We start from the raw sequence: 12913 nt of genomic DNA on the forward strand, positions 1-12913 counted from the left end.
CTCAGGACCGCGACAGCGGATCGACGTATGAACGCAGTTTGTTGATCACGGCCATCTCACTGTGGTCAGTGAATACAGCAGCGACGTAACGGTCCGGCCGGACCAGCACAGTGTGGGTTGTGGCCAGCCCGGGAAGCGCAAGAACGCGTCCCGCGTCCACGAGGACCTGCTCATCACCATTCCGGCGCGCGCTATGGGAATTCCCTGTGAGGGTGATCCGGCGAGCGCCCAGCAAGGACCAGAACTGGTTGCCCGCGATGGTCCCGGTGCTTCCTGCGCCAAGCGTGATGAGTGCCCATCCACTCCCCAGGTGGGAGTCCAGGGGTGCCACGGATCCGTCCTCATCAGCCAGGCCGGGTTGGCTAAGGGCAAGCCCCACCCAAGCTGCGAGCCGACGATCAACGTCGCGCGCGGCCTTGATGGCAACACCGTTGCGGTAGTCCGGCGGGGTGATGAAACGCATGGATCCCAGGTACCGGTGCACGGCGGGAATCAAGCTGACCGTACGGAAGGCAATATCCCGAAGATTGGTCCTGAAGGCACCGACGGCCATGACCACAGCGCCCGTCCGGCGCGAGACCTTGACCATCTTGGCCGCGTGCGTGCGGCGTTCGGACTCGTAGGTGGACAGCAAACGGTCTGTGCCCACGCCGCGGAGCACCTCCAGCAGCTTCCAGCTCAGGTTCAGGGCGTCCCGCAGGCCTGCGTTTAGTCCTTGTCCGGAGAAGGGAGGCATCAGGTGTGCCGCATCCCCGATCAGGAACGCCCGGCCCGAACGGTAGGTGCGGGCCAATCGCTGATGGGCTACATAGACCACAGCCCGCCTGACGTCTTCGGTGCGGAGCTCCGGGTGGAAGGGCCTGGACAACTCCAGGATCTTCTCCGGGGCGGTCATCACGTCCGGATCTTCGTGATCGAAAAGCATGAACTCAAGGCGCAGGCGGCCCTTGATTCCCGGAACCAGGACGTAGGGACGTGTCCCGTTGCCGTGGAACTCGGCGAAGGGTTCGCGCGCTCCTGGGACGTTGAGCAAGTCCACAACAATCCATCGTTCCTGCTGGGTGGACCCCACCAGGTCGATGCCCAGGCTTTCGCGGACGAAGCTGCGACCGCCATCTGCACCTACCAGCCACGAGGCTGTTACGGTGCCGGCGCCGGCGTCGGAATCGAATCCGACTGTTACCCCGTCCGCTTTTTGGCTGACGGAATTTACCTGGGCACCGGCAAGAAACTCAATCCCCTGATGGTCACGGGCCTTGTTCCACAGCAGTTCTTCCAGCACGGGCTGGTCGAACTGCGACTTCGCAGGATGCCCGATGCGGGAGGGAACAGGTGTGGACGACGCAAGTGGGCGGTCATTCAGCCCGAAGTAGCGGCTGCCGGTTCCCAGCAGCGATTCCGCTTTCAGTGCTTCCGCGAGGCCCAGCCGGTCCATCGTCCGGAAGGTCTCGTCAGCGATGCTGATGGCCCGCGGCAGGTCCATCGGCGCCTTCGCGGTTTCGAGCAGCGCAACGCGCGCACCGCCGTCGGCCAGCAGCAGCGCCGCTGTCAGCCCAACGGGCCCGGCCCCCACAACCGCAACATCGAAGTCATCCATAGTGTTTCCTCCACGCATCCTTAAACAACGAGGACGTTGCGAAGGGTGCCCAGTTTGCCGACCTCAACCTCAACGACGTCACCCGGAACCAGGAATGTGGGCGGCTCCATGAAGAGTCCCACGCCGCCGGGCGTACCGGTGACAATGACGTCGCCCGGCGCCAACGGAGTGAACGCGGTGACGTACTCGATGATGGCGGGGATGTCGAAGATGAGGTCGGCGACGGCGGCACGCTGCCGGACCTCGCCGTTGACGCGGGTTTCCACCACGAGCTCGGTGACGTCACCGACTTCCTGGGCGGACATGAAGTACGGGCCGAAGGCGCCGCTGAGCGGGAAGTTCTTGCCCGGAGTCCACTGGCCCGTGTGGCGCTGCCAGTCGCGGGCACTGAAGTCATTGAATGCGGCGTAACCGGCAATGTAGTTCCAGGCGTCTTCCGGCTTGACGTGATCAGCGTGGGCCCCGATCACCAGCGCCACTTCGCCTTCGTAGTCGTACATGGAGCTTTCGGCGGGAATGGGCAGGTCTGCGCCGTGGGCGGCCAGGGTATCGGAGAAACGTGCAAAGACGGTGGGCTTGCCTACCTCGTCCCGGCCGGTTTCTTCACGGTGGCTGCGGTAGTTAACGCCAATGCAGATGACCTTGCCCGGCTTGGACAGAAGGGGAAGGAAGGTGGTTCCTTCAACGGGCTGAACCGGCGCCTTGTCCCATTCCAGGGGAGCTGACAGCAGATCTTCTTCGATGGCCGCCTGCAGCGAAGGGCTGAGGTTGGCTCCGCTGGGACCGAGGTCCAGCAGCTCTCCGTTGGTCTCCAGGCCCCACGTAGGCTGGCCTTCCTGGTTCAAGTAACTCGCGTAGCGCATGTGAATCCTTTCTAGGGCCGGCGTCATTGCCTCCGGCGTGCCGGTGTTTGAACTATACGAAGAATGCATTCTTGCGTCAATAATGTACTTACGGTGCGTTAGTGCCTAAGTGTACGCTTGTCCCATGGCACGACAAGCAAATGCAGAAACCATCAGTGAAGTAGTCCGGGGCAAGTTGCGGGCCGACATCTTTGCTGGCCAGTGGGCCCCGGGCACCAACCTCCAGGTCGGTGAGCTCACCAAGCGGTACGGTGCCAGTTCCACGGTCATCCGGGAAGCACTGGTGCGTTTGGCTGGTGAAAAGTTGTTGCAATTCCGTCCCAACAGAGGCTTCTTCGTCTCCGAATACACCTTGGAAGAACTGCGCGGCCTCGGTGAACTTCGCTGCCGGGTGGAGGAGTACGGACTGACCCTGGCCATTGAACAAGGAGACGTTGCCTGGGAATCCGATCTTCTCGCCGTCCACCATCGCCTGGAGCGGACCCCGCGCCGCACCAGCGAGGACCCGAACCACATCTCGGTGGAATGGTTTCTGGCCCACCAAGCGTTCCACGCCAAGTTGCTGGAAGCCTGCCCGGTCCCCTTGCTCCAGGATTTCGCAGCCACCCTGGGCGAGGCTACCGCCCTCTACCGCCTCTGGACCGCGCCGGATAAACGCGCTCAATCCCGGGACATCGAGGCCGAGCACCGCGCGATTCTCGAGGCGACCATTGCCCGCGATGCTCCGACGGCCACCAGGCTCCTGCGTGAGCACTACATGCGCACGATCGATGTGATCGAAGAAGCCGAGTTCCATGCCGCCTCCGAAGCCGGGCTGCCCAAGGAGTAAGGTCAGCCCGGCCCGTTCCCATTTCGATGTGCTAGTTCAATGCAATGGGGAACGCTCCGTGCTTGCGGAAATCCTCGCCGTTGTAGACGCCCCACCGGTTGAACCACGTCCGGTCATCCTGATCCCATTCAATGGGCGGACGCTCCAGCTCGTAGATCTGCTCCAGGTCGGTGTAAAGCTCCACCACCGTCCCGTTGGGTTCAACGTAATACGCTGCGATGTTGTGTCCCGCACCGTGGCGGACAGGACCCCAGATCAACCGACGCCCCTTGGCGAACAACCGGTCGCCGAGGCGGCCAAGGTCGGCAATGGACTGCGTCTGCCACGCGTGGTGGTGGAGGGAGCCGCGGCCCTTGATCAGGGCAATACCGTGATGATCCGGGTTGCAGCGCAGGAAGTAGGCAAAGTCGTTGCCAATGATGTCCGAGACCTTGAAGCCAAAGAACTCCACCAGGAAGTCCTTCATGGCGGTGGGGTTCTGGGGATGGATGTTGATGTGGCCGTACCGGTCCGGGCCAAAGGACGACGGCCCGTGCCGGTGGTCCTTCATGCCCACATAGACGTGGTAGACGTAGCCTTCCGGGCCCAGGACGGCGAAGCCCTCGCCGATTTCCCGCTCAAGCGGGCTTCGGGTCAGGATCGGGAACCCTGCCGTTTCAAGGCGCTTGCGGATGATTTCCAGCCCCTCCGGGCTGTCTGCCACAAGGCCGACGTGGTCGATTCCGTCCTCGTCGCCTTTCACGTAGACCAGCTCGTGGTGGCGGTCCGCGGCGGACAGGTAGGCACGCTTGTCGTCGTTCAGCGTCATACGCAGGCCGAGGACGTCCGTAGCCAGTTCGAGGGACTCGTCATAGTCCCGGGTTCGCATTGCGAGATAACCCATTTCGGTGATCACACCAAGTGACATAGCTAAAAAAGCCTTTCTTTCAGGTGCCGGCCCCTACACGGAGCGCGACGAGCCACCATCCACGCGGATGTTTTGGCCTGTGATGTAGCTTGATTCCTCGCTGGCGAGGAACCGGATGACGCGGGCCACTTCCGTGGAGCTGGCGGCCCTGCGCAGCGGTATCCGGGTGGTCCATTCAGCCGGCACGGTACCGGGGTCCTCCTTGGTGAATCCCGGGAGGACGTTGTTCATTCGGATTCCGGACGGCCCGTACTCGTCGGAATACAGTTTGGTGAACGAGCCCAGGGCGGCACGGAAAGTGCCGGACACCGGGTAGTTCGGGTTGGGTTCAAAGGGGGAACTGGTGGATACGTTCACTATCGATCCCCCGCCCGCGGCCAGCAGGTGGGGAGTGACGATTCGGGCCATGCGGATGACGTTCATGAGGTACATCTCGTACCCTTCCAGCCACTCGTCGTCGCTGATCTCAAGCACCGGCTTCCTGGCCGCGTGACCGGCACTGTTGATGACGACGTCGATCCGGCCGTAAGTCTCCAGCGCCAAGTCAGTTATTGACTGCAGGTCCGCAACGGAACGGTTCGAACCGACCGCGCCAACCCCGCCGAGGCTGCGCGCCAACTCCATGGCGCTGCCGGAGGGTGAAAGGGCCGCAATCTTGTACCCGTCATCAGCCAGCGCCCTGGCAGCCGCACCGGCGATCCCGCGACCGCCGCCGACCACCAGCGCAACCCTGCCTGATGCGTCGACCGGCGCGTTCACCCCTTGTCCTCTGCCGCCCCGAGCTCGGCGTAGTGCTGGACGAGCTTGTCCATGGCGAGCGCAGAGAGCTCGGCCGCTTCAGTGAAGTCGATGTCGTCTCCTGCGGAAGCGGAAATGTAGAAACCATCCGTCAGGGCACGGCCCAGCATGACCACTTTCCGGGCAAGATCCGGCTTGACGCGCAAAGCCGCTTCCGGGAGTCCCGGCGTAACGGCCTGGACCATGAGTTCGTACATCTTCTCGCGCACTTCCAGGTACTTCTGGCGGGCCGCGTTTCCTGCCAGACGCTTCTCCAGGGCAAACAGCAGCCCGATGATCCAGAACGCCTCCTGCGCATTGGCAGGATCGGCTGAGTTGGCTGCGGAACCTGCGATGCTCGTGCGGAGGATGACCCTGTTTTCCGGGCCGCGGTGGCGCGTCTGCCAGTGTTCGAAGCAGTAGTCGATCAGCGCGGCAAAAAGACCCTCTTTGTTTTCGAAGTGCCAGTAGACCGAACCGATCGGCAGGCCGGCAACCCGGGCAACCTCGGCCATGGTGGTGCCTTCATAGCCCACTTTCACGGCCAGCTGGAGCACCGCCTCAAGGATGGCGCGTTCATTTTCCGGCGTGGACTGGTGGACCCGGCGACGCTTGCCGGTCTCGGTCTTGCCGTTGCTGCTGACGTCCGCGCCTGCCCGGGGGCTCATGCGTGCAACCCGTCGTGCGCGGTCATCCGTTCGCCGCCGGGATTGGTCTTGGCGAACTGAACCTCCTCGTACACCTGATGGCGAAGTTCGCCGAAGCGGTGCAGGGATCGCGTATCTGCCTGGCTGCGCTCATCGGGGAGGTCAATGTGGATATCGGCCTGGACGATGGTGGGCGAGCTGGACAACACCAGGACACGTTCGGCAAGGTACACGGACTCGTCGATGTCATGAGTCACGAAGAGGATGGTCATGTCCAACCGCTTCCAGACCTCGCGGACCAGGTCCTCCAACTCTCCACGGGTCTGCGCGTCCACTGCCGCGAAAGGCTCGTCCATGAGCAGGACGCTCGGGTTCGATGCCACAGCCCGGGCGATCGCAACGCGCTGCTGCATGCCGCCGGAAAGCTGCCACGGGTAGCTCTTGGCAGCGTGGGACAGCGTGACTGCCTCAAGCGCTTCCCGGACCCGCGTTTTCCGCTCAGCTTTGGGCACGCCGGAGGTCTTGAGCGGCAGCTCGACGTTGTCCTCCACACTCAACCAGGGGAAGAGGCTGCGGCTGTACTCCTGGAAAACCACGGCCATGCCTTCGGCTGGCCCGGAGACGCGCTTGCCGTCCAGGACCACCTCACCGGAAGTCGGATCCAGGAGGCCGGCGATGCATTTGAGCAGCGTGGTCTTTCCGGAACCCGAAGGCCCTACAAGGCAGGCGAACTCGCCGGCGTGGAGATCGAAGGTCAGCGACCGCACGGCCTCCACCTCGTTGCGCGTGCCCACACCGTAGACCTTGCGCACTTGCTGGACACTGAGCCGGATATCCGACTTGTTAGCCGTCATTGGAGGCCTCCTTCAGACCGTAGTACCATCCCAGAACCCGCTTCTGGATTGCCTGGAATACCACCGAAAGCAGCACTCCTATGATCCCCAGGAGAAATATTCCGCTCCACATTTCGGGGATCGCGATGCGGTTCTGGAAGTTAATAATGGAGTAGCCAATACCGTCGGTCGACGCGAACATTTCCGAGACGACCAAGAGGATAAGCCCCACCGCAAGGCTATGCCGGATTCCGGCCATGATGAGCGGCATCGCACCCGGCAGCACCAGGTAGCGCATGCGGTCGAAGCCGCGGAGCCGGTAGACGAGCGCCGTATTCTTAAGCACTTCGTCAAGGGACCGTACGCCTTCGATCGTGTTGAGCAGGACAGGCCAGAGGCAGCCCAGGACGATCACAGTGATCTTCATCGTGTCATTGATGCCGATGAGCAGGAGCAACACCGGGATGAGGATTGTTGAAGGCACTGCCCGGATGAATTCCAGCAAGGGTTCCAGGAACCAGCGCAGGGTGCGCGAGAGTCCGATTGCGATTCCCAGCGCCACCCCGAGTACCAGGGAGACGGCAAGGCTGATGAGGAGCCGGCCCATGCTGGGTATGACGTCGGTAAAGAACTTCTCGCTGAACCATACGTTGATGAACGTGGTGGCCAGTTTGTCCGGCTTGGGAACAAAGAAGTTGGCTCCCTGGGCTGTGAACGCCCACCAGATGGCAATGAGGATTGCGGGCAGGCCGAACCACATGCCCAGGCGTTTGAGGACGATCATGCCGCCACCTCCGAACGGACCGAGCCGTGCCAGAAGAGCAGCTTGCGCTCGATGAAGCGGAAAACAAGGTTCACCAGGATGCCCAGGAGACCCGATGTCAGAATCAGGGCGATCATCGCCGGTGGGTTGTCGTTGAGCTGGGCCTGCGCCACCGCCCTGCCGATTCCGGGCGTACCGACGATGAGTTCGGAACTGATCGCCAGGATCAGGGCCACCGTGGCAGCAAGACGGATGCCGGTCATCAGGTACGGCAGGAGCGTCGGCAAGACCAGGTGCCTGACCCGCTGGAGCCACGTCATCCGCAGCGTCCGAACGGTGTCGTCGGCCACCTTGTCAATGTCAGTGATGCCGTACATGACCTGGATCATCACAATCCAGAAGCAGCCGTAAACCACAATCAGGAGTTCGGCGCCGATGCGCGGTCCAAACAACAGTGCGGCCAGGGGGATGAGTCCTACAGCAGGAATGGGACGCAGGAACTCCACCGTGGTGTGCGTCGCGGCGCGCAGGAAGCTGCTCGAACCGATGAGCAAGCCAACTGCGAGGCCACCCAGGGTAGCGATGGTCAGCCCAAGGAACCAGGCCCACATTGTCTGGCCCACGGTAAGCCAGAACTGGGAGAACGTGAAGTTTTTGAGGAAGGTAGGAATGACCACGGAGGGTGGTGGGAGGTGGTGCTGGCTGACTGGGCCAAAGGCTGAGAAGAGTTCCCAGGCGATGAGTGCCGTCAGGATGCCGGCGACGCCCAGGACGTAGGGTCCCACAGCAGTCCACCGGGCAGCGCGACGCACTCTGTGCTCCCGCGTAGGCAGGGTACTCACAGCCACGCTGCTCAGGGTTGGAGTTTGCGTTTCCACGGTTTTTGTTCTGCTCTCATTTTGTGCGATCGGTTGGGGGTCGGGGCCGCCGGGCGGCCCCGACACCTTCAGTTACGGCTTCCAGATCACCTTGGCCACATCGGGCTTGGTGTTCACGATGCCGTACTTGACGAGCAGATCCGCGAACAGCTGGATTGTCTCCTCTGAGACATCCGGGCTGTAGAGCGAGAGCTGGGCTTTCTTCGCGGCGGCCGGATCAGTCCCGAGGGCTGCCGGCATCGCATCGCGGATCAGATCATTGTTTTCGGTCAGGAAAGGCAGGGCCTCCTTCATGGCTTCAGTGAACCGCTTGACCTTGTCCGGATCGCTTTCCACCAGTTTGCCACTGGAGATGGAGACCAGTTCGTTCTCGCCAAGACCGGTGTCGTGGATGAAGTCGCTGACCACCCGGCCGCCCTTGGAAACCACCTGCTGGATAAACGGGGAACCTGCCATGCCGGCGTCAATCTGGCCCGCTTCAATCTGCGCTGCAACTTCCGGGAAAGACAGCTGAACGAACGTCACCTTCTTGGGGTCGCCGCCGTCCTTGGCTACTGCCTCACGGATGCCGATTTCACCGATGCTGCCCAGTGCGTTGACGGAAACCTTCTTGCCTTCAAGGTCCCGGGCGGTCTTGATGCTGGACGAGGCGCCCACCACTACGGCAGTGGAGTCCTCCACGATCTTGGGATCGTTCCGGGTGACACCTTCAACGATCCGGACATCGAGTCCCTGGGTGGTGGCGGTCAGGGCCGTCACCGGGCTTGCCAGCATGAAGTCCAGGTCACCGGTGGCCAATGCCGGGAGCTGTGCTGCACTGCTGCCTGCGCCCACCACCAGTTGCAGGTCGATTCCATGCTTCTCGAAGAAGCCTTTGTCCTTGGCGACTTGGAAGGCTGCCACGGTGTTTGACGGGAAGATTCCGTAGGTGACCTTGGTCAGGCCTCCGGAGCTGCTTCCTCCCGCAGCGGGGGCGCTGCCGTCAACAGATCCGGATGCGCAGCCACTGAGCGCCAGTGCCAAGGCTACGGCGCCAATGGCCGCTGCGCGGGTTTTCTTGATGTTCATGGAATTCGCTCTCCCTTGAGTGAACGCTGCGCGGGCCTTTGCCTGCCGTCTTCAGCGACGAGTTGCAGCAACAGTATTGGTGGATAAAGCCTTTGTCAATGGATTATGCATTCTTGGATTTATTATGCGTTCTGTGGTTCAAAAGTGACAGTCGCCACACGGAAGACCTGGTCCAAAACATCGCCGAGTTCCTGCGCAAGGCACTCCGCCGCCACCACGTGGTCCGGCCGAACGATGATCGCAGAGAAGGGCCTCTCGTCGAACCAGGACTTCAGGACGCCGCTTTCGTCACCCACAACGCGAACCCCGGGTGCAGCAGCAGCTTTGGCCCATGGCAACTGCGTGGCCGGCACTGCATGCACCAGCACGCCGCCAAGCCGTGCGAGTTTCTCCGCCGCCACCTCACTCACGAACGCCATGGGATCGTTGTTCCAGACCACCACACGCCAGCCTTGGCCGGTGGCATCGTCCAGCAGGACCGACCTGCCGTCCTCGCTGCGGACTGTGGGCTGGGGGAACAGCGTTCCGACCGTCCGCGGCGCGTCTTCCCTGTCCGGCAAGGACTTCCACGTGGGGAGCTTCGATGGGACCACAATGCCGTGATCGTACTTCGGCATCGGCTTGTAGCCTTGGCTGTTCAGGCGGGCGCGGGCTTTGGGGAGCCGGTCCACCACGGCGGCTGCCATGTCACGAACAGCCGTGCGCAGCTTGTTGTGGTCCGTGACCAGGTTCGCCATGTTCAGCGACAACGCCACCATGGCCTTCACGTGCTCCCGGCGCTCGTCCTCGTAGGAGTCCAGCAACCTGTCGCCGGCCTTGCCTTGGACAACGGCCGCCAGCTTCCAGCCGAGGTTCAACGCATCCCGGATCCCCGAGTTCCACCCCTGGCCGGCCACGACCGGCATGACGTGGGCGGCATCCCCCGCCAGAAGGAAGCGTCCCACACGGAACTTCTCCGCGACGCGGGCATGATGGGCATAGACCCGACGGCGGATGATGTTCAGGCCCGCCGGATCGGGCACGTGGGGGGCAAGAAGGGAGAGGACGAACTCATCGTCCTCGGCCACTTCTTCCGACTCCCCTTCAAAGAGCGTGAACTCCCAGCGCCGGATACCGTGGGGCAGGCTGAGCGTGGCGTAACCGCGGTTCGGGTCGCCACCGAAGACCGCGTGCGGTGTGCCGATTGGATCGTTCGCGACGTCGATCACGAGGCCGCGCGTCGATCGCGTTTCGCCTTCGAACTTGAGCCCCAGGTGCGAACGGGTCAGCGAGCGGCCGCCGTCGCAACCCACCACGTAGCCGGCCGTAACCCGCTCCTCACCGGTGACCGTGCCGACTGTGGCGGTAACGCCGTCGGAATCCGACTCGAAAGCCTCCACGCGGCAACCGAAACGCACCTCCACATGGGGGTAGCGCGCCAAGCCTTCCAGCAGGGCCTTATCAACCAGGGGCTGGATAAAGCCATTCCTTCGGGGCCAACCGAACTCACGGGTGGTGGGGTTGATTTCCGCCAGTATCTTGCGGTCACCGTTGACGATCCGGATCTTCTGGTCCGGCACCGTGTGCGGAAGCACCTTGTCCACCAAACCGATGGTCTGCATGGTCCGGAGCGCCTCGTCGTCGATGCCCACAGCGCGCGGATAGTCAATGAGTTCGTCACGGCCTTCAAAGACCACTGTGCTGACGCCAAACTGGCCCAGGAGGTTGGCCAGGGTCAAACCGACCGGACCGGCTCCGATGATAATAACGTCCTTGCGGTCGCTCATTCTGTGCCCCTCAGGGTCTTGATGGATTCCTGTGCCGCACGGCTGAGGAATACGAGGTCGATGCCGAGGCCGACGTAGTCGACGATTTCCCGGTCAAGAAGGTCTGCGGCGTACGTACCGGAGCCCGAATAGATGCCCAGGGTCACGCCGTGCTCCCTCGTCAAGGCAGCCAAGTGGACGATGGCTTCGCGGACCGGTCCGTCTTCCCAGTCGCCCCTGCCCGGAAGGCCGAAGGACACTGCAAGGTCGGCGGGTCCGATGTAGATGGAATCCAGGCCGGGAGTCGCGACAATCTCTTCCGCGTTCTTCAGGCCTGCCACTGTTTCAATCTGGGCGATGGTGGACACTGCACGGTTGCCCGCCTCGGTGTACGACTCTCCCATATATAAGGCAGGCCTGCTGGGACCGAGGCTGCGGTTGCCCACGCCGGGGTACTTGGTGGCCTCCACCAGCATCCGCGCCTGTTCTCCCGACTCAATGGTGGGTGCGATGATTCCGCGTGCACCGCTGTCCAGGAGGCGGAGGATGGGGGCCGGATCGAGACTTCCTACCCGCGCATAGCTGTACGCCGAATCGCGGGGCGCTGCCCGCAGCATGGTGCAGGCCGCTTCGAGTCCCACTTCGCCGTGCTGCAGGTCAACAACCACTCCGTCGTAGCCGGCAGCGAGCGCCCACTCCGTGACGGAGAGGGAAGGGATGGCCTGGTGCAACAGTGCCGGTGGCCGGCCGCCACGGCTTTCCCACTTCATTTCGCGGTGCTTTCAGTCAGACGCTTGGCGTGCGCGGCAGCGTTCATTCCGCCGAAGATGGGGTTGATCTCGCGGCGCGCGATCTTCCATTCGCCGTCCACTTCACGGTAGACCTCCCGGAATTCACCCACGCTGGCAGGCATGAGCGGGTTTTCCGAGGAGTCCCGGAACGTCAGGTACTGGGTCCAGCCGTGGAGTTCCTCGCCCACCCATTCCAGACGGATACCGCCAATGAGGTGGCGGCCCACCACTCCGGTGACCTTGGCGCGACGTTCGCCCCAAGCCTTGATGGCGTCACGGCCATTCATGTCTCCGAGGGGGCCTGTGGAGACTGCGTCTTCCGTGTAGAGCTCCCAGGTTGTATCCGCTTTGCCGTGATCGAGCCGCCACAGCAATTCCGCGACGAGTGCCTCGATGGCCACGCGGGTTTCGATCGTCACCTTACGCATGGACAGCCTCCGACAGGTGTGCAACAACGTCGCCGAACCCGTGCGAGTACTTCGCGGTGTACGTGACGTTGGGATCCCAGTCCACGATCAGCCCGATGGATCCGGAGAGCAGGATCTCTCCGGCGCGGAGGGGCTTGCCGATCCGCAGCGAGGTCTCCGCCAACCACTGGATTGCGTTGATGGGATCACCCATGACGTTTCCGCCAACGCCGCGCGTCAATTCTTCGTCGCCGCGGTAAAGGACCATCTCCACCTGCTTGAGGTCCACCTCGCCGTACGGGATGCGGACCGAACCTGTGACGATTCCCTCGCAGGCAGCATTGTCGGCAATCGTGTCCACGATGCCCATCTTGTAGCTGTGGTACCGGTTATCCACCAGTTCCATTGCAGGCGTCACATAGTCGATGGCCGCTTCCACGGACGCCAGATCGGTGTCCAGGATGTCCGACTTCAGGACGAAAGCCAGCTCGGCTTCGATCTTGGGGTGGAAGTACTCCGACGACGGCCGCTCAACCGGGGACTCGAAGACCATGTTGTCGAGGATGATGCCGTAATCGGGCTCGTCCACGCCGGCACGCGCCTGCACCACAGGATTGGTCAGGCCGACCTTCCGGCCAACACGACGGCGGCCTTCCGCGGCTTCGCGCTGCTGGGTGACGAGCTCGGAGATGCGGTACGCCGCGTCCTTGTCCTTCTCCGGCAGCCGGTGGCGAACGAACTCGATCGGGGTGCGCGTTGTCCGCGCCTTGTAGAGATCTCCAGCGATCTCCGTAATGATGTCCGACAT

Annotated in this window: 14 protein-coding genes; 1 reads left to right on the top strand and 13 read right to left on the bottom strand. The window is 62.7% G+C overall.

Going from position 1 to position 12913, the window contains the following annotated elements:
* Position 1: 1 nt before the first annotated feature.
* Together RI444_RS21220 and RI444_RS21225 are read right to left on the bottom strand one after the other, a co-directional pair.
* Positions 2-1615 carry an FAD-dependent monooxygenase gene (locus RI444_RS21220; protein WP_410510793.1) on the bottom strand — a complete coding sequence of 538 codons (1614 nt, stop codon included), beginning with the start codon at positions 1613-1615 and terminating at the stop codon, positions 2-4.
* 2 nt (positions 1616-1617) lie between these two features.
* Positions 1618-2460, bottom strand: coding sequence for a fumarylacetoacetate hydrolase family protein (locus tag RI444_RS21225; protein WP_207605334.1), 843 nt, complete (start codon positions 2458-2460; stop codon positions 1618-1620).
* Positions 2461-2584: 124 nt separating this feature from the next.
* Between RI444_RS21225 and RI444_RS21230 the strand changes: the two genes are divergently transcribed.
* Positions 2585-3289: a GntR family transcriptional regulator gene (locus RI444_RS21230; RefSeq protein WP_021473255.1), complete on the top strand. Its 705-nt coding sequence runs from the start codon at positions 2585-2587 to the stop codon at positions 3287-3289.
* A gap of 31 nt (positions 3290-3320) precedes the next feature.
* Here RI444_RS21230 and RI444_RS21235 read toward each other — a convergent pair whose 3' ends face one another.
* The 11 genes from RI444_RS21235 to RI444_RS21285 form a co-directional block, all read right to left on the bottom strand.
* The gene (locus RI444_RS21235) at positions 3321-4196 is read right to left on the bottom strand and encodes a VOC family protein (protein WP_021473256.1); all 876 of its coding nucleotides are present in this window, start codon (positions 4194-4196) and stop codon (positions 3321-3323) included.
* Positions 4197-4229: 33 nt separating this feature from the next.
* Entirely contained in the window at positions 4230-4955 is a 726-nt protein-coding gene (locus RI444_RS21240; protein ID WP_021473257.1) for an SDR family oxidoreductase, read from the bottom strand.
* Entirely contained in the window at positions 4952-5641 is a 690-nt protein-coding gene (locus RI444_RS21245; RefSeq protein ID WP_207605333.1) for a TetR/AcrR family transcriptional regulator, read from the bottom strand. Before RI444_RS21245 ends, RI444_RS21240 begins: the two co-directional genes overlap by 4 nt.
* Positions 5638-6474 (bottom strand): ABC transporter ATP-binding protein, encoded by an 837-nt coding sequence (locus RI444_RS21250; RefSeq protein WP_207605332.1) that lies wholly within the window; start codon positions 6472-6474, stop codon positions 5638-5640. The genes RI444_RS21245 and RI444_RS21250 overlap by 4 nt, the downstream gene beginning before the upstream one ends.
* The gene (locus RI444_RS21255) at positions 6464-7237 is read right to left on the bottom strand and encodes an ABC transporter permease (RefSeq protein ID WP_207605331.1); all 774 of its coding nucleotides are present in this window, start codon (positions 7235-7237) and stop codon (positions 6464-6466) included. The genes RI444_RS21250 and RI444_RS21255 overlap by 11 nt, the downstream gene beginning before the upstream one ends.
* On the bottom strand, positions 7234-8064 hold the full coding sequence (locus tag RI444_RS21260; protein ID WP_242703182.1) for an ABC transporter permease: 831 nt from the start codon (positions 8062-8064) through the stop codon (positions 7234-7236). The genes RI444_RS21255 and RI444_RS21260 overlap by 4 nt, the downstream gene beginning before the upstream one ends.
* Before the next feature lie 102 nt (positions 8065-8166).
* Positions 8167-9162, bottom strand: a complete 996-nt coding sequence (locus tag RI444_RS21265) for an ABC transporter substrate-binding protein (protein WP_207605330.1) — start codon at positions 9160-9162, stop codon at positions 8167-8169.
* Between the two features lie 122 nt (positions 9163-9284).
* Positions 9285-10928 (bottom strand): bifunctional 3-(3-hydroxy-phenyl)propionate/3-hydroxycinnamic acid hydroxylase, encoded by a 1644-nt coding sequence (locus tag RI444_RS21270; protein ID WP_207605329.1) that lies wholly within the window; start codon positions 10926-10928, stop codon positions 9285-9287.
* Positions 10925-11677 (bottom strand): HpcH/HpaI aldolase family protein, encoded by a 753-nt coding sequence (locus RI444_RS21275; RefSeq protein WP_207605328.1) that lies wholly within the window; start codon positions 11675-11677, stop codon positions 10925-10927. Before RI444_RS21275 ends, RI444_RS21270 begins: the two co-directional genes overlap by 4 nt.
* The gene (locus RI444_RS21280; RefSeq protein WP_207605327.1) at positions 11674-12126 is read right to left on the bottom strand and encodes a nuclear transport factor 2 family protein; all 453 of its coding nucleotides are present in this window, start codon (positions 12124-12126) and stop codon (positions 11674-11676) included. The genes RI444_RS21275 and RI444_RS21280 overlap by 4 nt, the downstream gene beginning before the upstream one ends.
* Positions 12119-12913: a 2-keto-4-pentenoate hydratase gene (locus RI444_RS21285; RefSeq protein ID WP_207605326.1), complete on the bottom strand. Its 795-nt coding sequence runs from the start codon at positions 12911-12913 to the stop codon at positions 12119-12121. Before RI444_RS21285 ends, RI444_RS21280 begins: the two co-directional genes overlap by 8 nt.

The organism is Paenarthrobacter sp. AT5 (assembly GCF_032764245.1).
Lineage (GTDB): Bacteria > Actinomycetota > Actinomycetes > Actinomycetales > Micrococcaceae > Arthrobacter > Arthrobacter ureafaciens.

Excerpts from the sequence above, each read along its gene's own strand:
- RI444_RS21280 (WP_207605327.1), bottom strand. The coding sequence starts at position 12,126 with ATGCGTAAGGTGACGATCGAAACCCGCGTGGCCATCGAGGCACTCGTC.
- RI444_RS21235 (WP_021473256.1), bottom strand. The coding sequence starts at position 4,196 with ATGTCACTTGGTGTGATCACCGAAATGGGTTATCTCGCAATGCGAACC.
- RI444_RS21265 (WP_207605330.1), bottom strand. The coding sequence starts at position 9,162 with ATGAACATCAAGAAAACCCGCGCAGCGGCCATTGGCGCCGTAGCCTTG.
- RI444_RS21225 (WP_207605334.1), bottom strand. The coding sequence starts at position 2,460 with ATGCGCTACGCGAGTTACTTGAACCAGGAAGGCCAGCCTACGTGGGGC.
- RI444_RS21230 (WP_021473255.1), top strand. The coding sequence starts at position 2,585 with ATGGCACGACAAGCAAATGCAGAAACCATCAGTGAAGTAGTCCGGGGC.
- RI444_RS21285 (WP_207605326.1), bottom strand. The coding sequence starts at position 12,913 with ATGTCGGACATCATTACGGAGATCGCTGGAGATCTCTACAAGGCGCGG.
- RI444_RS21245 (WP_207605333.1), bottom strand. The coding sequence starts at position 5,641 with ATGAGCCCCCGGGCAGGCGCGGACGTCAGCAGCAACGGCAAGACCGAG.
- RI444_RS21220 (WP_410510793.1), bottom strand. The coding sequence starts at position 1,615 with ATGCGTGGAGGAAACACTATGGATGACTTCGATGTTGCGGTTGTGGGG.
- RI444_RS21270 (WP_207605329.1), bottom strand. The coding sequence starts at position 10,928 with ATGAGCGACCGCAAGGACGTTATTATCATCGGAGCCGGTCCGGTCGGT.
- RI444_RS21275 (WP_207605328.1), bottom strand. The coding sequence starts at position 11,677 with ATGAAGTGGGAAAGCCGTGGCGGCCGGCCACCGGCACTGTTGCACCAG.
- RI444_RS21255 (WP_207605331.1), bottom strand. The coding sequence starts at position 7,237 with ATGATCGTCCTCAAACGCCTGGGCATGTGGTTCGGCCTGCCCGCAATC.
- RI444_RS21250 (WP_207605332.1), bottom strand. The coding sequence starts at position 6,474 with ATGACGGCTAACAAGTCGGATATCCGGCTCAGTGTCCAGCAAGTGCGC.